The organism is Stenotrophomonas sp. GD03777 (genome assembly GCF_029842485.1).
In the GTDB taxonomy this organism is placed as follows: domain Bacteria; phylum Pseudomonadota; class Gammaproteobacteria; order Xanthomonadales; family Xanthomonadaceae; genus Stenotrophomonas; species Stenotrophomonas sepilia.
In genome coordinates, this window is record NZ_JAOCGL010000063.1 from 1 (window position 1) to 23,195 (window position 23,195).

At 67.5% G+C, this 23,195-nt stretch carries 20 protein-coding genes and 1 pseudogene; 6 read left to right on the forward strand and 15 right to left on the reverse strand.

Features of this window, described 5'->3' with window-relative positions:
- The 10 genes and pseudogenes from N5E02_RS13655 to N5E02_RS13700 all read right to left on the reverse strand — a co-directional run.
- Positions 1–265 (reverse strand): annotated as a pseudogene (locus N5E02_RS13655) (Flp pilus assembly protein TadD); the annotation flags it as partial.
- On the reverse strand, positions 265–1,200 hold the full coding sequence (locus N5E02_RS13660) for a type II secretion system F family protein (protein ID WP_005416989.1): 936 nt from the start codon (positions 1,198–1,200) through the stop codon (positions 265–267). The pseudogene N5E02_RS13655 and the gene N5E02_RS13660, both read right to left, overlap by 1 nt.
- A 28-nt stretch (positions 1,201–1,228) precedes the next feature.
- On the reverse strand, positions 1,229–2,185 hold the full coding sequence (locus tag N5E02_RS13665) for a type II secretion system F family protein (RefSeq protein ID WP_005416988.1): 957 nt from the start codon (positions 2,183–2,185) through the stop codon (positions 1,229–1,231).
- A gap of 2 nt (positions 2,186–2,187) precedes the next feature.
- Positions 2,188–3,534, reverse strand: a complete 1,347-nt coding sequence (locus tag N5E02_RS13670; protein WP_053500164.1) for a CpaF family protein — start codon at positions 3,532–3,534, stop codon at positions 2,188–2,190.
- Positions 3,519–4,775: a fimbrial protein gene (locus N5E02_RS13675; protein ID WP_065185731.1), complete on the reverse strand. Its 1,257-nt coding sequence runs from the start codon at positions 4,773–4,775 to the stop codon at positions 3,519–3,521. Before N5E02_RS13675 ends, N5E02_RS13670 begins: the two co-directional genes overlap by 16 nt.
- Before the next feature lie 28 nt (positions 4,776–4,803).
- Positions 4,804–6,162, reverse strand: coding sequence for a type II and III secretion system protein family protein (locus N5E02_RS13680; RefSeq protein WP_279946370.1), 1,359 nt, complete (start codon positions 6,160–6,162; stop codon positions 4,804–4,806).
- A gap of 18 nt (positions 6,163–6,180) precedes the next feature.
- Entirely contained in the window at positions 6,181–7,218 is a 1,038-nt protein-coding gene (gene cpaB, locus N5E02_RS13685) for a Flp pilus assembly protein CpaB (protein ID WP_065178476.1), read from the reverse strand.
- Between the two features lie 25 nt (positions 7,219–7,243).
- Entirely contained in the window at positions 7,244–7,720 is a 477-nt protein-coding gene (locus N5E02_RS13690) for a TadE/TadG family type IV pilus assembly protein (RefSeq protein ID WP_053500170.1), read from the reverse strand.
- Positions 7,717–8,262 carry a prepilin peptidase gene (locus N5E02_RS13695; protein ID WP_065185730.1) on the reverse strand — a complete coding sequence of 182 codons (546 nt, stop codon included), beginning with the start codon at positions 8,260–8,262 and terminating at the stop codon, positions 7,717–7,719. The genes N5E02_RS13690 and N5E02_RS13695 overlap by 4 nt, the downstream gene beginning before the upstream one ends.
- A gap of 89 nt (positions 8,263–8,351) precedes the next feature.
- Complete coding sequence (locus N5E02_RS13700; RefSeq protein ID WP_005416979.1) at positions 8,352–8,540, reverse strand: Flp family type IVb pilin; 189 nt, start codon at positions 8,538–8,540, stop codon at positions 8,352–8,354.
- Between the two features lie 692 nt (positions 8,541–9,232).
- Between N5E02_RS13700 and N5E02_RS13705 the strand changes: the two genes are divergently transcribed.
- Positions 9,233–10,264 carry a MerR family DNA-binding protein gene (locus N5E02_RS13705; protein ID WP_279946371.1) on the forward strand — a complete coding sequence of 344 codons (1,032 nt, stop codon included), beginning with the start codon at positions 9,233–9,235 and terminating at the stop codon, positions 10,262–10,264.
- A 1-nt stretch (position 10,265) separates the two neighbouring features.
- Here N5E02_RS13705 and N5E02_RS13710 read toward each other — a convergent pair whose 3' ends face one another.
- The 3 genes from N5E02_RS13710 to N5E02_RS13720 form a co-directional block, all read right to left on the reverse strand.
- A complete protein-coding gene (locus tag N5E02_RS13710) occupies positions 10,266–10,982 on the reverse strand; it encodes an MgtC/SapB family protein (protein WP_139727249.1) in 717 nt (238 codons plus the stop codon).
- 101 nt (positions 10,983–11,083) lie between these two features.
- On the reverse strand, positions 11,084–12,856 hold the full coding sequence (locus tag N5E02_RS13715) for a chloride channel protein (protein ID WP_050562703.1): 1,773 nt from the start codon (positions 12,854–12,856) through the stop codon (positions 11,084–11,086).
- A 62-nt stretch (positions 12,857–12,918) separates the two neighbouring features.
- On the reverse strand, positions 12,919–15,000 hold the full coding sequence (locus tag N5E02_RS13720) for a TonB-dependent siderophore receptor (RefSeq protein WP_279946372.1): 2,082 nt from the start codon (positions 14,998–15,000) through the stop codon (positions 12,919–12,921).
- A 131-nt stretch (positions 15,001–15,131) separates the two neighbouring features.
- Here N5E02_RS13720 and N5E02_RS13725 point away from each other — a divergent pair, with 131 nt between their 5' ends.
- Positions 15,132–16,052, forward strand: coding sequence for a M14 family metallocarboxypeptidase (locus N5E02_RS13725; RefSeq protein WP_279946373.1), 921 nt, complete (start codon positions 15,132–15,134; stop codon positions 16,050–16,052).
- 33 nt (positions 16,053–16,085) lie between these two features.
- Here N5E02_RS13725 and N5E02_RS13730 read toward each other — a convergent pair whose 3' ends face one another.
- Positions 16,086–16,937, reverse strand: a complete 852-nt coding sequence (locus N5E02_RS13730) for a LysR family transcriptional regulator (RefSeq protein ID WP_005416961.1) — start codon at positions 16,935–16,937, stop codon at positions 16,086–16,088.
- Positions 16,938–17,095: 158 nt separating this feature from the next.
- On the opposite strand from N5E02_RS13730, the gene N5E02_RS13735 reads away from it, so the two are divergent.
- From N5E02_RS13735 to betT, 4 genes are all read left to right on the forward strand, one after another.
- Positions 17,096–17,449 carry an SMR family transporter gene (locus N5E02_RS13735; protein WP_005416959.1) on the forward strand — a complete coding sequence of 118 codons (354 nt, stop codon included), beginning with the start codon at positions 17,096–17,098 and terminating at the stop codon, positions 17,447–17,449.
- A complete protein-coding gene (locus tag N5E02_RS13740; RefSeq protein ID WP_065179190.1) occupies positions 17,449–17,772 on the forward strand; it encodes an SMR family transporter in 324 nt (107 codons plus the stop codon). The genes N5E02_RS13735 and N5E02_RS13740 overlap by 1 nt, the downstream gene beginning before the upstream one ends.
- A gap of 96 nt (positions 17,773–17,868) precedes the next feature.
- A complete protein-coding gene (locus N5E02_RS13745) occupies positions 17,869–18,249 on the forward strand; it encodes a VOC family protein (RefSeq protein WP_005416954.1) in 381 nt (126 codons plus the stop codon).
- 196 nt (positions 18,250–18,445) lie between these two features.
- Entirely contained in the window at positions 18,446–20,425 is a 1,980-nt protein-coding gene (gene betT / locus N5E02_RS13750; protein ID WP_005416952.1) for a choline BCCT transporter BetT, read from the forward strand.
- A gap of 66 nt (positions 20,426–20,491) precedes the next feature.
- On the opposite strand, the gene N5E02_RS13755 is transcribed toward betT, so the two are convergent.
- Positions 20,492–23,195, reverse strand: a 2,704-nt coding sequence (locus tag N5E02_RS13755; protein ID WP_279946374.1) for a TonB-dependent receptor, incomplete at its 5' end; no start/stop codon positions are given.

The following is a 23,195-nucleotide window of genomic DNA, read 5'->3' on the forward strand; positions in this document are numbered from 1 at the left end:
CGTCGGCCTGCAGCAGGCGCAGGGCAGGGCGATCACCATAGCGCTGGCGGAAGGCCTCCACGTGGGCCAGCGAGGCATACCAGGCGCCCTGCTGCTGCATGCGTTCGATCAGCTCCAGATAGGCGTTGCGGCTGTCCTGCGGATCGGGTTCCGGCGGCGCAAGGCTGGGCGCCCGCACATATTTCGGTGTGGTCGAGGCGCAGCCACTGGCCAGGGCGGCGAGGGCGACGGCAAGCAGCAGGCAGGAGGTGCGCAGGGCAGGCATCAGGGAGATCCCATCTTGGACAGGGTGGTGGCCAGCGCGACCAGCGCCGGGCCGGCAAGCACCAGCATCAGTGCCGGCAACAGGGTCAGCATCATCACCACGGTCATCTTCACCGAGAGCTTGCCGACCTTTTCCTTCAACGCGTTGCGGCGCTGTTCGCGCAGGCGGATGCTGAACTGGCGCAACGGCTCCTGCACTGCGCCGCCGTGCGCATGCACCTGCAGGATCAACTGCATCAGGCTGGCCAGGTCATCATCGGCGTAGACCTCGCTCAGCCGCCGCAACGACTGCGCGCGCGTGCGGCCATGGGTATAGGCCACATTGGCTTCCTGCAGTTCGCCGCCGAGTACCGGCAATGCATCGCGCAGCTTGTCACCCAGGGTCTGCAGGCTCTGGTCCATGCTGAAGCCCACGCCCTGCAGCAGGCGCAGCAGGTCGATCAGCAGGGGCAGCTCGTTCTCGACCGCGCGGCGGCGGCGCTTGACCCACGACGACAGCACGAACTTGGGCAGCAGCAGCCCGGCCGCCAGCGCACCGATCACCACCATCACCTTGGCAAGCCCGTGCGCGCTGCTGAACGCCAGCGCCAGCGCCAGCACCAACAGGGCAAGCAGCAGGCGCAGGCCGAGATAGATCGCGGTGCCACGGCGCGTGTTCCAGCCAGCCAGGTCCAACAGCAGCTTGTCTTCGTTGGCAAGCAGCGCAGCCTCCAGGCGGCCGCCACTGAGCGAGCGACCGAAGCGCTCGATCCAGCCCAGCGAGTCGCGGCGCGTGGCCTCGGTGTCGCGGCCTTCCTCACGCGGCTGCAGGGCGGTTTTCAGTGTGGCTGAGGTGCGGTGCTCGCGATGGCTGCGCACCCAGCCGGCGATACCGAGCAGGGCGACGCCGGCCGCCAGCACCAGCAGCGAAAGGGCGAACCAGGCGCTGGCGCTCATCGGGCACCTCCGGGGCGGCTGTGGGCGGTCATAGTGATTTGGCCAGGCGGTACAGCAGGAACGCCCCTAGCAGTTCCAGGCCCAGCGCGATCAACAGGATCCTGTGACCGAGCGGGTCGTGCAGCACCGGCTGGAAAAACGCCGGGCTGGAGATCGCCATCAGCACCGCACTGGCGGGCGGCAGCAGCCCCAGTACCCAGGCCGACATCCGTGTTTCCGAGGTGGTGGCCGCCAGTTCCTGCTGGGCCTGTTCCAGGTCGCGCATGAAATCGCCCATGCGTTGCAGGATCTGGTCGGCGCGGCCACCGATGCGCACGCTCACGCCGATCACCACTGCCAGCACCTTCAGTACGTCCATCCGGTACGGCTGCGCGGCCAGGCTCAATGCACGATCCAGGTCCATGCCGCTGCGCGCATAGCGCACCGTGGTGTCGAGCAGGCCGCGCAGTGGCGCGCTGGTCTGCATCGAAGACACCTGGAACGCGGCCTGCAGGCTGTTGCCCAGCGCGGTGAGGCGGACCAGGTTGTCGAGAAAGTCCGGCATCTGGTGCAGCAGCTGCGCGCGCAGCTTCGTGATCCGGCGCATCACCCACAGCCAGCAGCCCAGCAGGTACAGCAGCAGGGTCAGCGGAAACATCCAGGCCGTGCCCAGCCGCATCGCCGCCACGACCGCAAGCATCAGTCCCGGCACCAGCAGCATCAGTGGCAGCTTCCAGCCCGGCGGAAGGCCGGCGCGCTGCAGGACACCGTCCCACGGCAGTACACGGGTTCCGGTGCTGGCCGGGCGGGTCGAATCGTTGGCCGCCGCAACGGCAGGCCCGGCCGGTACCGCGCCGGCCGCGCTGCCGCGCGCCAGTTGTTGCTCGGCATGCTGCAGCGAGGCCTGGCGCTGCTCACGGCTGGCGGCGGTGCCCCATAGCCAGACGGCCAGCGCCAGCAGCACCGAGATGATGCTCAACACGCCCAGCAGCAGGCCGGTGCCCATGCTCAGAAGTCCCCGTAGAGCGATTCACGCAGTTGCTGGCGGAACGGCTCCAGCTTGTGCGAGTGCGGATGGAAGCCCAGGCCGATCCAGCGGTCGGTCTCGCGGCCGGTGGCGTCGATCTGCACCTCGTGGCGGAACATTTCCTGGGTGGTGATCAGGTTGTCGCTGACCCCGGTGATCTCGGTGATCGAGACCAGCACCCGGCGCCCGCTGCCCAGCCGCGAGATCTGCACGATGAAGTCGATGGCGCTGGCAATCTGCCGGCGCAGGCTGTCCTCGCTGCCCTGGAAGCCGGCAAAGCCTGCCAGCATCTCGATGCGGTACAGGCAGTCGCGTGGCGTGTTGGCGTGGATGGTGGCCATCGATCCGTCATGGCCGGTATTCATCGCCTGCAGCATTTCCAGCACTTCAGCGCCGCGCACTTCGCCGACCACGATGCGGTCCGGGCGCATGCGCAGACTGTTGCGCACCAGGTCGCGGATGCTGACCGCGCCCTGGCCCTCGGCGCCGCCGATGCGGCTTTCCAGGCGCACCACGTGCGGATGGTTCAGCGAAAGCTCGGCGGTGTCCTCCACGGTGATGACGCGCTCGCTGGGTGGCACGTAGCTGGCCAGTGCATTCAGCAGCGAGGTCTTGCCGGAACTGGTGCCGCCGGAGACCAGGATGTTGCAGCGGCCCAGCACCATCGCCTTCAGCAGGGCCTGCATCGGTGCGTCGAAGGTGCCCTTGGCAAGCAGCTCGTCGGGGGTGAACGGGTCCTTGCGGAACTTGCGGATGGACACCATCGGCCCGTCCACCGCCAGTGGCGAGATGATCGCGTTGAGGCGGCCGCCGTTGGGCAGGCGCGCATCGACCATCGGATTGGAATCATCCAGCCGGCGGCCAAGCGGCGCGAGGATGCGGCGCAGGATGCGCAGCAGGTGGGTGTCATCGGTGAAGCGCTGGGTGGCACGCCGGAGCTGGCCACCCTGCGAAACGTGCACGTCCTTGAAACCGTTGATCAGGATGTCTTCGATGGAGGGGTCGTGGAGCAGGTCGTCCAGCGGGCCGAAACCGGTCAGCTCCTTGACCAGGCCCTCGGCAACCACCTGCATCTCTTCTTCGTTGATCGGGATGCGCCATTCCTGGATGAAGCCCACGGTCTGTACCTGCACCCAGCGGGCGATGGTATCCGGGGCCCAGGAATCGATGTCGATGCGCTCGTCCTCGATGCTGTTGAGGAGGTGCTCATGCGCGGCCGACAGCACCTTCTGGTACTGCTCGGTCTGTGCGAACGGCAGGTGGCCCGGGCTTTCGTGCAGCAGCGGGCGGGCAACGGCATGCGGGAACGGGGTTACCTTGTCTTCCATTGCGATCCACCCAGGGCAAGGGAGAGTCTTTCCCGCAGGCCATGCGGCTGGACCGGGCAGGCAGCCGGGTCCAGCCGTGACACGAGCGGGGCGAGGGCACGCAGGTAGGGATCGCGCGGCGCATCCTGCAGCAGCAGGCGGCCCTGGCTGGCGGCAAGGCGCACACGCGGTCGTTCAGGCAATGTCGCCAGCAACGGCAGTTCGAAGCGGCGTGCGATCTGTTCCGGGCTCATGCCGCTGCTGTCGTCGTGGCGGTTGATCACCAGTTGCAGGCGCTTCTCGCGCTCGCGCTGGCCTGCAAGATGCTTCAGTGCCTGGTCCAGCGAGACCAGCGTGGCGATCGACGCATCGGTGACCAGCCAGATCTCGTCTGCCTGGTCCAGCAACAGCGGCGGCAGCTGCCGCAGCGGGCAGCCGCCGGCATCACACAGCACGCTGGCGAACACCCCGCGCAGGCGCTGCAGCAGCGCGCCAGGGTCGGACGGGGGCACGGCATCACTGCCGCCGGCACGGTCCAGCAGCACCAGCCCGGAGTCATGGCGCGCCATCGCGGTGCGTGCGAGGGTGGCGTCGATGCGGCTGGCGTTGCGCAGCGCATCCTCGTAGTGGAAGCGGCTGTCGAGATTGAGGTACAGCGCAAGGTCACCGGTGGGCTGTGCCAGTTCCATCAGGAGGCCGTCCTGTTGCACTGCATCGCCCTGGGCGAGGGCCCGCGTCTGTTGCGCCAGCACCGAAAGATGTGCGGCCAGGGTACTGGTGCCGACGCCTGCGCGCACGCCCAGCAGCACGATCAGGCGCGCCTTGTGCGCATGCTGCGCCACCGCGGCCGGGCGCGGTGACAGTGCGCGCCGCAGGGCCGCCTCGATGCCGGCGTTGTCACTGTCCAGGTCCAGCACATCGCGCAGGCCGGCGCGCAGGGCAATCACCACGCCTTCGACCTGGCCGGCGCTGGTGGCGCCGACCGCGACCAGGGCCAGGTCCGGCTGGGTCTGCTGCAGCTGCTGTGCCAGTACGCTCGAGGCAGCCGCGTGCTCGGGCCGGAAGTCAAGCAGCACCAGGCTCTGCGGGCCGCGTTGCAGGTCCTGCGCCGACGTCGGCGCACTGCTGTCCTGCCAGTGCAGGGTGGTGGTCGGCGGCAGCTTGGCGGCCAGCCGGGGCAGCAGTTCGCGGTCGATGCCGTACAGGACCAGGTTCATCGGCGGTCCTTGCGGATGCAGCGGCTGGGCGGTGGCGTAGGGCATGGGCGTGGTTCCGCAGGCGTCATGGAAGTCAGCGCGAGAAGCCGGGCACCGGGTCCTGGCTGACCGGCCCCAGCAACCACGCCCCCCATTCGGGAAGATGCGGCTTGGCTTCGCGCTCGCCAGGCAGCGGCAGTTCGGTGTTGCGTGCCAGCGGCTGCACCAGACGCGGGGTGACGATGATCACCAGCTCCTTGTCCTGGCGCTTGTAGTCGAAGTTGCGGAAGAACGAACCAATGATCGGCAGGTCGCCCAGCAGTGGAATCTTGTTGACGTTGGAGACGATGTTGGAGCTGACCAGGCCACCGATGACGAAGCTCTCGCCATCGCCCAGCTCGACCGTGGTATCGGCGCGACGGGTGGTGATCGAGGGAATCTGCACGTTGTTGAGCACGATCGCGTTGCTGTAGTCCAGGTCGCTCGCCTCCGGCGCCACCTTCAGCGCGATCCGGTTCGGCGCCAGTACCGTTGGGGTCACGGTCAGGCCGATGCCGAAGGGCTTGTAGGTGATGGTGGTGGTGCCAAGCCCCTGCGGCTCCAGGATCGGCAGCTCGCCACCGGCCAGGAAGCTGGCGCTCTGGCCGGACAGTGCCACCAGCGTCGGCTCGGCCAGCACGCGCGCCATGCCATTGCTCTGCAGCAGTTCGACATCGGCGTTCCACAGTCCCTTGGTCGAGCCGAACACCAGCCGGAACGCCGAGGAAATCGGCGACACGGCCTCGTTGCTGCTGTTGCCTTCCTTCATGCCGGGCAGCAGGCCGGTATTGCCGGGCAGGCCAGTGCCGGGCCGCGCGAAGCCATAGGCGAAGCCCCCGTTGCGGTTCTGGAAGTTGATGCCGATCTGCTTCATCGCGGTCTTGTTGAACTCGACCACCTTGACCTCGACCTGGACCACGCCCCCACTGTTGATGGTGGACGCATCGGCAAGCATGCCGTCCTTGCCCAGCGCCATCGCCGCAGTGCGCTGTTCCTGCATGTGCGTGAGCATGCTGTCGGTGCTTCCCTGCAGGAGGCCCTGCTGGTCCTGCTGGGTGAACACCAGCCCGGTACCGCCGGTGCTGGCAGCGCCCTGTACGGCGCTTTGCACCCGTACCGTCAACCGCTGTGGCTCGGCCTGTCTGCGGTGCCACAGCAGCAGGGTGGTGGTACCGGGCATCTTGCCGACCAGCAGCGCCTGGCGCTGCCCGCGCAGCATCACGATGTCGGCCACACCCGGGTCGGCAATGGCCACCCGCTCCAGGTCGGCCGGCAGGTTCCAGGGACGCTGCTCGCGCGCCTGCAGCACCAGGTCATCGGCGGCCACGCTCGTTGCCGGCGCCAGCAGCACCAGCAGCAGGGCCAGCCAGCGCTGGCGGAGGGAGAGGCGTGGACGGCGGCGACGTTCGGTCATGGATGCACTCGATGCAGGTCAAAGGGAGGCACGGGATGCGGAACTGTCGCCGCGGATGATCTCGATCCCCGACGCGCGCGGTGCACTGCGACGTGGCGCCGGCGCGCGCGACGGTGAATCCGGGGTGCCGCGTTGCGGTGCACTGCCACGTCCGGCCAGCGCGTCGCTGTCGATACCGGCAAAAGCGTGGTTCTCCGGCCGCTGCAGGGCGAGCTGCTGCTCGGCGTCGAGCCCACGCAGCGGGTCGATCACTCCGCGCGATTGCGGGAACAACGCCAGGTCGGGCAGGCCGGTATCGGCGGGATTGCGCAGGGCCAGGAAAAGCTTGCCCTGCTGCGCACCCAGCAGCAGCCGGTTGGCGTCGGCCACCGGTACCGCAAGCACCGCGCTGCGTGCGGGTTGCGGCGCTTCATTGCTGTTGCTGTGCGTGCTGCCACTTCCGGTGATGTCGGCAGCGCGCGGGTCGTTGCGGGAGTCGGCCTCGCTGTTGGAAGTAGTCTCTGTGGCCACCGGCACGATGTCCTGCTGGCCGTAGCTCAGGACGCGCAGGCGCGACAGCAGCAGGCGCGTCTGCGCGGCTTCGCCAGGGCTGTTGATGTTGGGCTGGGCGTTGCGGAGGTTGAGGAAGACGTCGACGAAATCACCGGGAAGGATGCGGTTGCCGGCACCGACCAGTTCGTCCACGGGCACGGCCAGGGCACGCTCGCCCGGCCGCAGCTGCAGCGAGAAGCCCTGAGCCAACGCGCTGCCGTTGATCACACTGCCTTCGGCAATGTCCTGCACCGGCACCTTGCCGGTCACGGCGGCAATGCTGGTAGCGGCGCCGGGGACGGGTGAGGTGCGCTGGGCCAGGCGCAGGCCGTTGGCGCTGATCGGCTCGCCCGCAGGCAGGCGTGCCACGGCTTCGACCACGGTGATCGCCTGGGCCTCGTTGTGAGCGACTGGCGCGACCGTTGCAGGTGCGGCGGGTTTGCGCCCGATCATGAAGGCGATCAGCGCCAGCAGCACGGCCAGGCCGATCAGGGCGACGGCAGCGATGCGGGTCAACTTGAGCATGGAACCGTCTCCAAAGTACCGATCATCAATTGCCGCTGCCGAGATCGAGCTGCGCGACCGCGACGCTGCGGATGGGGGCCTGCATCACCCACTTGTAGAGCGTGGCGGTGCCGGGCAGGAAGGGATGGTTGGCGTAGTCGTAGCTGACCGTCACGGTCATGCACTGGGCCGTGGCCAGACCGGCGCAGGGCGCCTGTGCCGACACCACGATGGCGTTGCTGCCCCCCGCGCTGCAGTCCACGTTCTGCTTGGAAAACTGCAGCAACCATTGCATCGAGGTTCGTGCGGCGACGCAGGCGGCTGTGCGTCGTTCGCTGGCGGTGCCGTAGCGCAGCGAGGCGCGCGCGCCTTCGGCCGAGGCGGTGGCCAGGGTCTGTTGCGCCGCCATGATCATCACCCCGGAGAAGGTGAACAGCAGCAGCGGCAACAGGCCGAGCATCAGCATCAGGGCGAACTCGATGCTGGCGACACCGCGTTGCAGGCGTGGGCTGCGGATGTTCATGGTGCACCTCCGTAGATGCTGGCCAGCACCCAGCCGATGGCGGCCAGTGCCAGGTAGGCTGCATAGGGAATGCCACGTCGTCCCTGGCGGGCGGCCTGCATGTCACGCAGCACCGGATGCGCTTGCCACTGCGTGCTGGTGCGATTGACCTGCATCTGCAGGTGACCGGGCAGCAGCACGCCCAGGCGGCGACCGGCCAGCACCAGCACGGCATGCAACCCAGCCGCGAGGCTCGCTACCAGCCAGACCGGCAGCAGCGCCTGCCAGCCCAGCATCAGGCCCACCACGGCGAAGAACTTCACGTCCCCGGCGCCCATCCAGCGCAGGGCATGGAACGGCAGCAGCGCCAACAGGCCGATCGCCGCGCCGGCCAGGTGGGGCAGCCACGGCTGGCGCGGCGCACTGAACTGGCCGACCACGATCACCGCAGTGGCGATCACGCATGCGGCGACCAGCCAGGTGTTGGGCACCCGACGGGCATACAGATCACTGATCGCGATCCGCAGGCAGACGCCGATGGCCAACAATCCCAGCACTGTCATCGCACACTCCATCGTCCGTCACTGGACGGTCTTCGCCTGGTTCCATGCGCCCCGCCGTCGCGGCCCTGCCGGCCGCGCGCGGTCGCCGCTCAGGTCGTCGAGCCCGACGCCTTGGTGGCCAGTGCGGAGAGGTTCTTGAACAGCGTTTCGAAGAACCCCTTGATCTGGTCGTTGCCGACCGCAATCAGGACGCCAGCGATGACGGCAGCCAGCAGCCCGTACTCGAGCGCGGTGACGCCGTCTTCTTCCTTCAGGAATTTGCGGATCGATGCGTTCATGACCAATGTCTCCCTCTACCTGTCTGCGGATGCAGTACACCTGCGTTGGGCGGTGGCCCGGCTCCGCCGGGATCGTCCGTGGGCCTCCGCGCGTCCTGGCGGAGGAGGCACGGCGGGACTGGCCCGCTGTGCTCAAGCAGGGTGATCGCTTCCAGGCGGGACATCGGCCGCACGGTCGCGACCGGACGGCCCGGGGCCGGTGGTCGAGGCATCCAGTGATGCGTGCATGGTCATGCTGTCCCCCTGGGTGCGGCCAGATCAGGTGGCCGGATCACCGTAATGTCGACTTTGCCTGAATGGCGGTTGGCTGCAACCGGAACCTATATGCAAATTCGGCAGAAACCCCGGAAGCCTGAAAATTTCAGACGGTTTCTGTGACGAAAATCCGTTCGCACGCAAAACGATTCATTGTCGTGCAGATAATGTGATTCGCTTTGTGGTCCATGCGAAAACCGTGCCAGCCGCTCCGACATTTTCTTCACTTGTGTATCCATTTTCATCATGCCGGGCCGCGGGTTTACCTTTGCCGATTATTGGGCATACTCGCATTCAAGCTCTTGCATTGATTTGTACGATCGCATCGACGCCGGCGCCGCCGGCGTGGCAACGGAAATGGATTCTGGATCGTTGCGCGCCCTGTCAGGCAGTGGGGGCCGCAGCGGATGGCGGATCAACGGGGGGACAACACTGTCATGGTCGATGGTGGGGTAGAGGACAGCGACGACAGCGGCCTTCGGTCCATAGACCTGGCCACGCTGAGCGGCGTGCTTCGCGTCTGTGATGTCGAACTGCTGCTGCTGGATGGCAACGGGCCACGGGCGGCGTTCGCTTCGCGCGTGCACGAGGAAGCCCTGTTCTGCAGCATCAGCTGCGGCTTCCATTGCCGTGGCCGTTTCATGCTGCCGCCGGACTGGGCGATGCTGGGGTACCTGCACGCCACCGATGAAACGATGAGCTGGTGCCACGGCGTGCCGCTCACGCCGGGCATGGCGCTGACGATCATGCCGGAGGGCATCAGTGAGTTCACCCTGAGCCCGGGCACGCACATGACCCTGATGCTGGTGCCGGTGGCCCGCGTCCAGCGCAAGCTGACCGAACTGAGCCTGCGCAGCACGCCACCTGCCGGCCAGGCACTTTCGCTGTTCAACCTGGCCAGCGACGCCACGCCGCTGGCGCGCCATTACCAGCAGCTGCACCTGCAGCTGGGACAGGGGGCAGGGCTGCAGCCGGATGAAACCGAGAACCTGCTGCATGAGCATGTGCAGGCCCTGCTGGGCGCCGGTGCGGCGGATCGCCCAGGCTGCACCCGTGCGCGGCGCACGCATTATCTGATCGCGCAGCGTGCAGAGAACTTCATGCGGCTCAACCTGCGTCGCAACATCTACATGAACGAGATCTGCGATGCCGCCGGCGTCAGCGAGCGCGGCCTGCGCCGGCAGTACGACGCGCAGGTGCTGGAACGGCTGGCGCTGATCGGCCTGGGCCAGGCGGCCGGGCTGTCGCTGCAGCAGATCGGTGCATCGCTGCCGTCGCAGCAGGGGTGCATCTCACTCGACCGCGAGGCACTGCTGGCACAAGCCGAGGTGCTGCAGCGGCAGATCACCCGGTTGCAGCGGGTGCGCCGGCACCTGCAGCGCGCAGCGGCCTGCCCGCAGGCGGAGGATGCCCGCAAGTGCGGTTCGTTCCGGAAACTGTTGCGCGCGCAGCAGCGGATGGGCGGTTGAATCAATCGCGGGTACTGACTTCCCACGTGGCATGCAGCACGCCCGGCACCTGCTCCATCCGTGCCAGCACCACGTCCAGTTCATCGGCACTCACGGCCGTACTGACCAGCACCGCGATCACATCGGTAGGCGCGTCGGCATGCTGGACCACCTGCACATCGCCCACCGGATACTGCGCCGCTTCCAGCGCATCGACCAGGCGCTCGCGCACCCGCGGCACGGCGTCGGCATCCACGCTCAGGCGCACCTCGTAGGTGGCTTCGGTCGCTGCCTCGTTGATCGGAATGCGGTTGATGGCATTCACCAACGGCCGCAGCAGGGTGTTGCCGGCGATGATCAGCACGGTCAGCAGCACGCCTTCGGCCAGCATGTCCGCGCCGGTGCAGCTGCCGACCGCTGCAGAGCACCACAGGGTGGCGGCGGTGTTCAGGCCACGCACGTTCATGCCTTCCTTCATGATCACGCCGGCGCCGAGGAAGCCGACACCGGAGACCACGTAGGAGATCACCCGCACCGCCTCGGCACTGCCGGCGATGCGCATGCCGAGGTCGACGAAGGCGGCGGCGCCGACTGCCACAAGCACGTTGGTGCGCAGGCCGGCGGTGCGTTGCCGGTACTGGCGCTCGGCACCGATCAACGTACCCAGCACGAAGGCGGCCAGCAGGCTGACCACGGTGTCGGCGAAGGGACCTGCCTGGAAAGTCTCAATGAAGCGCATGGCCGGAGTCTACCCGGTCGAGGTGACAGTAGATCCACGCCATGCGTGGATTTCGAAAGTGCCAGAAGCGACTTAATCCCCTCCGTCCCCTTTTTGTCGGGTCAGTCGGTGTCGTCGACGCGCTCGCCCATCAGTTCGCGCTGGCGCTTGTCCAGCTCCTCAGCGTAGCGCTTGCGTACAAAGGCTTCGGACACTACGCCCAGCACCTGGCCGTCGGCGCCGACCACGGCCAGTTCATCGGCCTGGGTCTGGTCGAAGCGCTGCATCACGCTGACCACGTCCGCGGACGGCGACAGCGACACGTCACGGTTCTCGGCCAGCTCGCCAATCGCCGTCTCCGGTTTCACGCCGTCGCCGTAGACGCGCGGAATCTGCACGATGCCGGCGTAGTGGCCCTCGCTGTCGATCAGGATCACCCGGCTGCCCGAGCCCAGCGGGAAGCGCTGGCGGAACGTGGCGGCGTCAAGGTCGGACGGGGCGGTGGCCACGCCCTTGCGCATCAGTCGGCCGGCGTTGAGGTTCTGTACCCAGCCCACGTCGCGGGCACTCTTGATGGTCTCCCCGCGCAGGTGCATGCGCCAGGTCGAGAACGAATAACCAAACCACTGCCGTACCAGCGTGCTGGACACCAGCACCGCACTCATCACCACGCTGGTCAGCAGGAAGTCGTGGGTGCCTTCCAGTACCAGCATGGCCATGGTCATCGGCGCGCCGACCACGGCTGCGGCCAGCGCTGCCATGCCGGCCAGCGCGGCGGAGGTGGCGTCGACCACCGGCACGCCGGTGGCCATGGCCAGCAGGCCGGCGAACAGCGCGCCGACCAGGGTGCCCATGAACAGCGAGGCGAAGAACAGGCCGCCACGGAAGCCGAAGCCCAGCGAGATGCCCGAGGCCAGGCACTTCAGGGTCAGCAGGCCGCCGATCCAGATCAGCGGCAGGTGCGTGGTCAGGTCCAGGTGCAGGGCGCCATGTCCGGACGACAGCACCTGCGGGCTGGCCAGGGCCAGCGGTATCAGCAGCAGTCCACCGACCACCGGCCGACCCCAGGCAGGCAGCGGGCTGCGCTTGACCGTGCCCTCGATCGAGGCGATCAGCCGCATGATGGCAATGCCGACCATCGCGCAGCAGCAGCCGAGCAGACCGTAGATGGCGTAGTCGGCGGCGCGAACGTCGATGGTCGAGGCAGCGGGCAGCAGGTAGGCCTCGATGCCAGCCTGGTCGGCCACGAACGCGCCGGCCAGTGCAGCCACCGCCACCGGCGCCAGTGCGGCCGGGGTGTAGGCGCCGATGACGATCTCGAACGCATAGAACGCGCCCGCCAGTGGCGCACCGAAGGCGGCGGCGATGGCGCCGGCGGCACCGGCGCCGACCAGGATGCGCACGTCATTGCGGCGCAGGCGCATCACCCGGCCCAGCTGCGAACCACTGCCGGCGCCCATCTGCGTATACGAAGCCTCCAGACCCACCGAGGCGCCGCAGCCATTGGACAGCAGGGTCTGGGTCAGCACGATCAGGTTGTCGCGCATCGACATGCGGCCGCCATGCAGGGCATTGGCTTCCACCGCATCGAGCAGGGGCCGCTTGAGCCGGGTCGCGGCCAGGCTGACCAGGCCGACCAGCAGGCCACCCAGCGGCAGCACCAGCAGCGCGGTCCATGTCAGCGAGGGCAGGGAGCTCAGGCGCATACCGTCGTCCAGGCCATACAGCGTGCCCTGCAGCCAGCGCGCGATGCCCGACTGCAGCAGGGTCAGGTAGCCGGCGATCAAGCCGACCAGCAACGCCAGCGCGATGAACCACAGGTCGCTGCCACGCAGGCGCAGGCGCAGGCCCTGGAAGGCCAGATGCAGGCGCGATGGCGAAACAGGCAGTGACATGGTGGCGGCATGATACGCCGCCACCGTGAGCGCCACCGTCACCGCATCGGGTGGCTACCGCCTCAGAAGCGGTAGCGGCCCTGCACGTAGAACGTGCGCGGCGCGGCCACCATGCGGCCGGCGTTGCCATCAACGTTGCGGGTGTACCAGCGCTTGTCGGCCAGGTTGTTCACGCCCAGCGCAATCTCGCTGTCGCCCAGGCCCGGCACCTGCCAGGCCACCTGCGCGTTCCACAGGCGCACGCCCGGCACGCGGCCCACGCGCGCATCGGCGGTTTCTTCCCAGGTGTTGGCGGCATCGGAGAACTGGCCGCTCTGGTGGGTGCTGGAGACATTGAAGGTCCAGCCGGCCAGTGCGTAGCGGGCGCCGACGCTGTCGGTGTCGCGCGAGTAGAACGGCACGTCCAGGCCACGGTTGTCGCCCGACTGCTGGATCGCCTTGGTCCAGGTGTAGTTGGCGTACAGCTCCAACCCGGCCAGCGCACTGTCCTCGGCGAAGTGGTACTCCAGTGCACTCTCCACGCCCTTGTGGTCGGTGGCGCCGATGTTCTGGAAGGTCGGCGGGGTGATTCCCGGTACCTGCAGGATCTGGTTGTCGAAGCGCATCTTGAACACGGTCACTTCCGCGCGCAGGGCGCCGTCCTGCCAGCGCGCGCCCAGCTCGGTGGTCCTGGCGATTTCCGGGTTCAGCGGGTTGTTGGCCGTCTGCGAATTGAGCTGGATGTTCTGCACCGGCCCGAACGAGGTGGTGTAGTTGCCGAACACGGTCAGCTGCGGGGTCAGCAGGTAGGCGATGTTGAGCGAGGGCAGGGCCTTGTCGTTGCGGCTGCTGAAGGTTGCCGCGCCACCGGCCTGGCGGCGGTCCATGTCGATCCATTCCATGCGCACGCCCGGAGTGATCCGCCATTGGCCGATCGCGATGCGGTCGTCGATGTAGAACGCATGCGCATCGGTGGCGTTGTCGAAGCGGGTGGTGGCGCTGGCCACGCCGGTGCGGCGGGTGACGGTGTAGCTGCGGTCGTTGCCGCGCTCGCGCAGGAAGCGATAGCCCGCGGTGATGTCATGCACGCTGCTGCCCCAGTGCAGGCGCTGGGTGTAGCGCGGCTCGATGCCGAGCACGCGGTAGTCGCGCGGCTGCACGGTCAGCTGGGTATTGGCGGCGTTGATCAGCGAGCTGGCTCGGCTGCTTTCGTTGTAATAGGCCAGTACCTCGAACTCGCTGTTGGCCGACAGCGTGTTGGTGTAGCCCAGGTCGACGCCGGTGCGGTGGCCCTTCCAGAAATCGGTGGGGCGGGTGTTCTGGAACGGATCGGCCTCGTACTGGTTGCGGGTCAGGCCGCCCGGGGTCAGCGAGCGCACATCGTAGTAGGACAGCTTGGCGCGCAGTTCCTGCTGCGCATCGATGGCGTAGGCGAACTTCAGCGCGAGATCATTGAAGCGGTCATCGCTGCCCCGGCGCCAGCCGCGACCATCCTGGCCGGAGTACAGCAGGGCCGCGCCCAGGCCATTGTCGCCGGTACCGCCGAGGAAGGCGTTGTACTGGGTGCTGTCACCGCCGCCATGGTCGTAGGCGGTGTAGCGCATGCCGGCTTCGCCGTGCAGGCCGGCCTCGGTGGGAATGGAGCGGGTGCTGAAGTTGATGATGCCGCCCACGTTCTGCGGCCCGTAGCGCACCGCGCCGCCGCCGCGCACCACGTCGATCGACTCGATGTTGGACAGGCTGGTCGGCGCGAACGACAGCTGTGGCTGGCCATACGGCGCCACCGCCAGCGGCACGCCGTCCAACAGTACGGTCGAGCGCGGCGAGTAGCGCCCGGTGAGGCCGCGCACGCCGATGTTCAGCGACACCGAACTGCCCGCGGTGCCGGAGTTGTCGGTGACCTGCACGCCGGGGATGCGGCGCATCGCATCGCCGAGGCTGGCCGCGCCGCTGGCCTCGATGCGCTGGCGGTCGACCACGGTGCGCGCGCCGGCGAAGCTCTTCACGCTGTCATGCAGGCCGGTGCCCAGCCAGCGGCCCGAGACCTGGATGCTGTCCAGCGTGGTGGCGCCGTCCTGGGCGAAGGCGGTGGCGGCCGGGAGCAGGCACAGGGTAAGGGCGGCGGCCAGCGGCAGGCGGGCCGGTTGCAGGGCAGGGATGGGCATCGGTGCGGGCTGTGGAAGGCGGTAAATGAGAATTATTGCTGATTCCATTCGCCAATGGAATGCGCCGCCGGTTCACGCTGTTCCCCCAGTGGTAGAGTGGGCGATTGCTTCCTGACTCGCTGAGATCTGCCATGTCCCAAGCCGCCTTCTACCCCGTCGGAACCCCTGGCCAGCCGTGGGGAGCGGCGGAACGGGAGACGTGGCGTGGCCGCCAGCAGCGCCTGCGTCGCTATGACGAGGAAGTGCTGCCGCGCATCGAGGCGCTGGCCTCGCGCTTCGACAAGGTGGCCTACGGCCAGCTCGACTACGCTGGCGAGACCTACACCCTGTTCGCCCTGCGCAGCCGCGATTGGAACCCGGTGCTGCCGGCTGCCCTGGTTACCGGTGGCGTGCACGGTTATGAGACCAGCGGCGTGATGGGCGCGCTGGAATTCCTCGAAAAGCACGCCGCCGACTACGCCGGCAAGGCCAATCTGCTGGTGGCACCGTGCGTGAATCCGTGGGGCTTCGAGCGCATCAACCGCTGGAACTTCGATGCGATCGACCCGAACCGCAACTTCCGCGCCGACGGCCCGGCGCGTGAATCAACGGCGGTGATCGATCTGATCGCGCCGTACAAGGGCCAGTTCGTGCTGCACATCGACCTGCACGAGACCACCGACAGCGACGAGAGCGAGTTCCGCCCGGCGTTGGCCGCGCGTGACGGCAGGCCGTTCGAACCGGGCCTGATCCCCGATGGCTTCTACCTGGTGGATGACAGCGAGAACCCGCAGCCGGCCTTCCAGCAGGCGGTGATCGCCGCGGTGGAGAAGGTCACCCACATCGCGCCGGCTGACGACAAGGGCGAGATCATCGGTTCGCCGCTGGTGGCCCACGGCGTGATCGAATATCCGCTGGTGAAGCTGGGACTGTGCGCGGGCATCACCGGTGCGAAGTTCACTACCACCACCGAGGTCTACCCGGACAGCCCACGGGCGACCCCGCAGCAGTGCAACGACGCGCAGGTGGCCGCGGTGTGCGCGGCACTGGATTACGCGCTCGCCCATCGTTGACCGGTAGTGCCGGCCGCTGGCCGGCAACTCGTATCACCCCAACGCGTCGGCCCACCACAGTGCGGCCGGTCCCGGCGGCGCGTCGCGGCGCCAGAGCAGGTCGCTGTGGATGCGCCGCGGCCAGCCGGGCAGCGTCAGTTCCACCAGTCGCCCGCGGTCATAACGTTGCACCAGTGCCCGCGGCAGCTCGGCCCAGCCGATGCCGTCCTCGGCCATCTCCATCACCATCAGATAGTCGGTGGCGGTCCAGGCCAGGCCGGTGACGATGTGGGATTGATCGACCTCCGCACTCAATCGCACCTGCCGGTGCCGCGCCAGCTGTGCGGCGCTGCGACGGCCGGCGCTGGCCAGTGGGTGCTCGCGCGCCACGTACACCGACAGTTCGCTGTGATGGGCCAACGGCCGGGCCATCAGGCCATCCGGATAGCTTTCCTGTTGCGGCAGCAGGCCCAGCGCGGCGCGGCCGCTGCCGACCAGCTCCAGCACGTCATCGCCTTCGGCATCCAGCCATTCCAGTTCGATCTCCGGGAATGCTTCGGCAAAGCGCTGCAGCACGCGCTGCTCCGGATCGAGCTGGTACACGTCGGAGAACACCACGGTCAGCCGCGCTTCGACCGGCGCGGCCAGGCGCACACTCAACTGCTGCAGGCGGGCATCGGCGGCGAGGATTTCCTGGGCATGGCCGAGCACCTGGCGCCCGGCCTCGGTCAACCGGGGGTAGCGCCCGCTGCGGTCGAACAGGCTCACGCCCAGGTCGGCCTCCAGATGGGCAATGGCGGTACTGACCGTTGACTGGGTCTTGCGCAGGCGGCGCGCCGCCGCCGAGAACGAGCCCAGCGCGGCCGCTTCCACGAAGGCCTGCAGGGATTCGGGGGAATAGGGCATTGATCCATCGCTCCTGTCGATGGGATCCATTTTGGTGCCACCGTAAAAGGCGATGATACTGGCCGCCGTCGCCCCTGTCTGCGGGCGTTCCGGACCCTCCACGCATGCCGTGGACCCATTGAAGAGGCGGCGCGGTCCCCGCCTGCAAGGAGCTTCACATGTCCCGTACTGTTCCCGCCCGTGGCGCGCTGGCCGCCTGGGCCTGCCTGACCGTGGCGATCATCGCCGAGGTGGTCGGCACCTCGTTCATGGCCCATGCCGCCCGCGACGGCGGCTGGAGCGGCTACCTGATCATGGCCGGCGCGCTGGCGCTGTCCTACTTCTTCCTCGCGCAGTCGGTGCGCCGCATTGCTGTGGGCGTGGCCTACGCGGTGTGGGAAGGCCTCGGCCTGACCCTGCTGACCGTGGTCGGCCTCACCGTGTTCGGCGAGAGCCTGTCGCTGCAGCAGCTGGCCGGCCTGATGCTGGCGGTGGCCGGCATCGTCTGCGTCACCCTCGGGGAGGCGCACTGATGAACACCCTGGCCCTGTTTTTCGTGATCTGCTCGGCGCTGATCGACGTCGCCGCCAACATGATGGTGGCCAAGTCGGAAGGTTTCCGTCGTTGGCGCTGGGGCGTCGGTGCGATCGTCCTGGTCTGGATCGCCTTCGCCCTGCTGGGCCAGGCCGTGCGCTACATGGATCTGGCCACGGCCTATGCGATGTGGGGGGCGATCGGCGTGATCGGCACCGCCAGCTGCGGCCGCCTGTTGTTCGGCAACCGCCTGCGGCCGATCGGCTGGGTCGGCATCGGTCTGGTCACGGCGGCGGTACTGCTGCTCAGCACCGCCAAGTAGCAGCACGCCCGGTCGCGAGCGGGGCGGCGAGGGTGCAGCGATTTGCGAAGTCGCCCGCGCTCATCGACACTGCGGTTTTCCACATGGAGTGCCCGCATGTTCAGCCACATCACCGTAGGGACGAACGACATGGATGCCGCACGTCGCTTCTACGACGCCCTGTTCGCCGCGATGGACGCGCGTGCGGGCGTATTCGACGAGAAGGGACGGCTGCTGTACTTCAAGGATGGGCGGATGTTCGGTGTAACCGCGCCGATCGATGGGCAGCCAGCGTGCCATGCCAACGGCGGCACCATCGGTTTCAGTCTGGGCAGTGCAGAGGCCGTGCGTGCCTGGCAGGAAGCTGGAGTGGCTCACGGTGGCAGCGCCATCGAAGATCCGCCCGGCGTCCGCAACATGTCCGGTCGGCAGGTGTTCCTGGCCTATCTGCGTGACCCGGATGGCAACAAGCTGTGTGCGGTGCATGTAATGTCGTGATCGGACAGGATGCGCGTGGCCGCGCCGCAGGCGGTGCGCGCGGCCCGCGCAAGCAAGGGTGCGTCGCAGCGCGCGCGTGATACCACGGAATGAGCGGACGGGCCTGCGACCACAGGCCGCAACTTCATGCTCTGTCCACTGCGGTTCAGCCAGAATCGGTCGGCTAACCCTTTGATCTTCCGGAGAACGCCGCCCCATGGAAGTACTGGAGCCGCAACAATCCCCGGTGCGCACCCTTCGGCCTGTGTTCGCCTTCGCGGCGATCGTTGTCGTGGCGTTCGCGCTGTTCGTCAGCCTGTTCCCGCTCGGCGCGGGCCGCCTTCTGCTCAAGGCACAGGACTGGGCCGCCCTCAACGTCGGCTGGTACTACCTGCTGGCCATGACCCTGTACCTGGTGTTCGTGGTGGGCGTGGCGTTGTCCAAGTACGGTGGCATCAAGCTGGGTGCCGACCATGACGAGCCGGAGTTCAGTTACCTCTCATGGGCCGGCATGCTGTTCGCCGCCGGCATCAGCATCACCCTGTTCTTCTTCTGCGTATCCGAACCGCTGACCCACTACCTGCAGCCGCCGCAGGGCGATCCGGCCGCAGGCGAGGCTGGCGCGCGCCAGGCCATGCAGCTGCTGTTCCTGCACTGGGGCCTGCACGGCTGGGGCGTGTTCGCGCTGGCGGCGATGGCGATGGCCTACTTCGCCTATCGCCACAACCTGCCACTGGCCCTGCGCTCTGCGCTGTACCCACTGATCGGCAAGCGCATCAATGGCCCGATCGGCTACACCGTGGATGCGCTGGGCATCGTCGCCACCGTATTCGGCATCGGTGCCGACATGGGCTTCGGCGTGCTGCACCTCAATGCCGGCCTCTCGCACCTGTTCGACATTCCGCACTCCAACCTGGTGCAGATCATCCTGGTGGTCAGCATGATGGGCGCGGCCGTGGCCGTGGCCGTGTCCGGCGTCGAGAAGGGCGTGCGCTGGATGGCCAACATCAACATGCTGCTGGCGATCGCGCTGGTGCTGTTCATGCTGTTCGCCGGGCCGACGCAGTACCTGTTCAGCACGCTGATGCAGAACCTGGGCGACTACCTGGGCAGCGTGGTCGGCAAGAGTTTCGATGTGTACGCCTATGGCGGCCGACCGGAATGGCTGGGCGGCTGGACGGTGTTCTACTGGGCCTGGTGGATCGGCTGGGCACCGTTCGTCGGCCTGTTCATCGCGCGCATCTCACGTGGCCGTACCATCCGCGAATTCGTGTTCGGGGTGCTGCTGATCCCGCTCGGCTTCACCCTGGCCTGGCTGTCGATCTTCGGCAACAGCGCGCTGGACCAGGTGCTCCACCACGGCCAGCAGCAACTGGCGCAGCTGGCGGTGGATGACCCACCGACCGTGTTGTATGCACTGCTGGATGGCTACCCGTGGAGCCGCACGGTGATCGCGGTGACGGTGCTGGTGAGCTTCATCTTCTTCGTGACCTCCGCTGATTCGGGAGCGGTGGTGTTGTCCACGCTGTCGTCGCATGGTGGATCACCCGAAGACGATGGTCCGCGCTGGCTGCGCGTGTTCTGGGGCACAGTGATTGCGGTGCTGACCGCAGGGTTGTTGCTGGCCGGCAGCATCGATGCATTGAAATCGGCGGTGGTGCTGGCATCGCTGCCGTTCTCGGCGATCCTGCTGCTGATGATGTGGGGCCTGACCCGCGCGTTCAGTGACGAGTCGCACCGCAAGCGCGCGCTGCAGTACCGGCCGTCGCCGTTGATCGGAGACGATCGCCATCATCAGGGCTGGCGCCAGCGCCTGAGCCAGGCCATGCACTTCCCGGTGCGCGACCAGGTCTACCGCTTCATGGATGACACCGTGAAGCCGGCGATGGAGGCGGTGGCCGAACAGCTGCGCGGGCAGGGTTGGGATGTATCCACCCGCTTCGAGGCCGGCGACATGGAGCTGACGGTGAACCACGGCGAGCAGCAGGACTTCCTGTACCGGGTGATCCTGAGCGGCTACCTGACCCCGTCGTTTGCCGCGCAGCAGCTGCGCAACCAGCGCTACTACCGCGCCGAGGTGCATCTGTTCGAAGGCAGCCAGGACTACGACCTGGTGGGCTACAGCCGCAAGCAGATCATCAACGACATCATCAGCCAGTACGAACGGCACCTGCAGTTCCTGCACCTGAGCCGGTGATGGTAGTGCCGGCCGCTGGCCGGCAACGCGAACGGGGCGGCGCACCATCGCCGCCCCGTTGGCGCATCAGAACCGGTAGCGCGCACCCAGCGAGACGAACTGTCCGCGAAGGTTGTACTGGCTGATGTCGAAGCCGTTGGAACCGCCAGCCGGATCGAACGGCGGATCCTTGTCGGTCAGGTTCAGCACCGACAGCGACAGCGTGGTATTCGGAATTCCCTCGTACGCCACGTAAAGGTCCAGCTGGTGATACGGCTTGACGCGGTTACGCAGCCCCGGATTGCTGGTCGCCGTCGCCACGCGCTGGTCGTAGCCGCTCACGTACTGCAGGCTCAGCGTGCTGCTCCAGTCGCCCACCGCCCAGTTCAATGAGGTGGTGCCGCGCGTACGCGGCAGTGCGCCGTGGCGGTTGTTGCCGGCGCCTTCGTACGGCGACTGGCCAGCCACCAGCGGCTGCTTGAAGCTCAGCAGGTGGGTCCAGCTGCCGGCCACGGTGAAGTTGCCCCAGCCGTCGGTACGGAAGGTGCGGCTGGCGTCCAGGTCCAGCCCCGAGGTGGTCAACTCGCCCTGGTTGGCATACTGGTTGGAGATGAACTGGATGCGTCCCTGCGCATCACGTTGCACGCGGCCCGGGAACAGGGTCGGGTTGTCGACGATGAACTGCGCGCTGTCCGGCTTGACCAGGTTGTCCTGCTCGATGCGGTACCAGTCCAGGCCGATGCTGGTATCACCATCCGGAGACCACACCGCACCCACGTTGAAGTTGCGCGAGCGTTCGGCCTTCAGGTCGGGGTTGCCGGTGCGGATGTTGGTGACGCCACGGCTGCCGCCGGGCTGCAGCGGATCCAGCGGATCGATCACCGAGCCGTAGCTGACGGTCTGGCCGGGCGCGATCTCCGGCAGCGAGGGGGCGCGGAAGCCACGCGAGAACGAACCACGCAGCAGCAGGCTGTCCAGCGGCTGCCAGCGCAGCGCCACCTTCGGCGAGAACGCCTTGCCGAAGTCGTCATAGTGATCGCCGCGGCCAGCCGCCTGCAGCTCCAACGTGCGGTGCAGTGGCACGCTCAGTTCGGCATAGGCGGCACTGACCTGGCGCTCGCCGTTGACCACGTTGATGGCCGGGCGCAGTTCGGTGCCCGACAGCACCTGCGCGCTGGTGCGCGCGTCAAGCGATTCCTTGCGGAACTCGGCACCCCAGGCAAAGCCGACCGTACCGGCCGGCATCTGCCACAGCGAGGTCGAGGCCTTCAGGTTCAACGCGTGCAGCTTGTACCAGCCTGGCCGCTTGGTCTGCAGACGCAGTGCATCCAGCGCGCCCGGCGTGGCGGACGGGTTGAGGAAGTTGTAGCTGCCGTCGCGCAGGATCTGTTCGAACGCATAGCGGTTGACGAAATTGTCGACGTACTCGCGCTGCGCACTTTGCGAGGTCAGCGCCGCGACTTCCCAGTCCCAGCGTTCACCGCTGCCGCGCACGCCGGCCAGGGCACGGTAGAACACCTGCGTGTTGTCCTTCAGGCGCGGGCCGAGATCGAAGAAGGTGTACTCGAACGGCAGCGGCGTGCTGCCCGGGTTGTTCGGGTGGCCGACCGGCAGCACCGCCGGCACGTCAATCAGCGTGCCGGTGGCCGGGTTGTACGCGCGCAGGCCGGGGCCGACGGTCAGCGGCGCGCTGAAGATCTGGTCGGCCTTGTTGTGGCTGTACAGCATATCGGCGAAGGCCTCGACGCTGTCATTGAAGCGGTAGGTTGCACTCAACGAGGCCTGCAGGCGCTCGGCGCCGGGTTGCAGGGTCTTGAACGGCTGCGCATTGAAGGCGCAGGCCTGGCCGGGCAGGGTACTGCCGAAGTCGCTGTACGGGCGCAGCTGGCTGCCCTCGGGGCAGTTGGCGAACGGCTGAGGTGCACGTGGGTTGGACAGCCAGTTGCCACCGGCGGTGGACCAGCCGGCCAGGCGTCCGCCGGGCTTGTCGCGGAAATCGCCGCTGCGGGTATAGGCGCGCTGGTCGGCGTCGAGGCGATCACGCTTGAGCAGGTCCAAGCCGAACAGCACGTTCCAGCCCTGCTGTTCGAGGTCGCCGAAGCCGGCCAGCAGGTTGGCCTTGCGTTCGTTCAGGCCGCCCTGGGTGGCGGTACCGAAGCCGCCACCCACTTCCACGCCCTGGAAGTTCCTGCGCAGGATGATGTTGATGACACCTGCGATGGCATCGGAGCCATACACCGCCGAAGCACCATCCTTGAGCACTTCGATGCGCTCGACTGCGCTGATCGGCAGCGCGTTGAGGTCGACGAACGTGTCCTGGGTATTGAGCGCGAAGCCGAAGTTGGACACGCGGTAGCCGTTGACCAGCACCAGCGTGTTCTTCGGCGACAGGCCACGCAGGCCGATCGATGCAGAGCCGGCGGCGAAGCTGCCCGTGTACTGCTCGTCGAAGCTGTTGCCGGCATTGGCCGACAGATTGCGCAGCACGTCGGTGAGGGTGGAGCGGCCGGTCTGCTCGATCTGTTCACGGCTGACGATCTGCACCGGGTTGGGCCCGGCGGTATCGCTGCGCTTGATGTTGGAGCCGGTCACCAGCACGGCGCCGAGGGTGGTGCTGTCCTTGCCGGCATCGGTGGTTTCAGAGGCGCTGGCGGTGCCAGCAGTGAGGCCCAGCGCGATCGCGCCGGCAAGCAGGTTCAGGGTGGTGCGGTACATGGAAGCGGCAACGCCGAACGGGGGAGGAGCCGTCAGTACCGCATGCAGGTACCTGCGCCTTCCAATGACGAAAGCG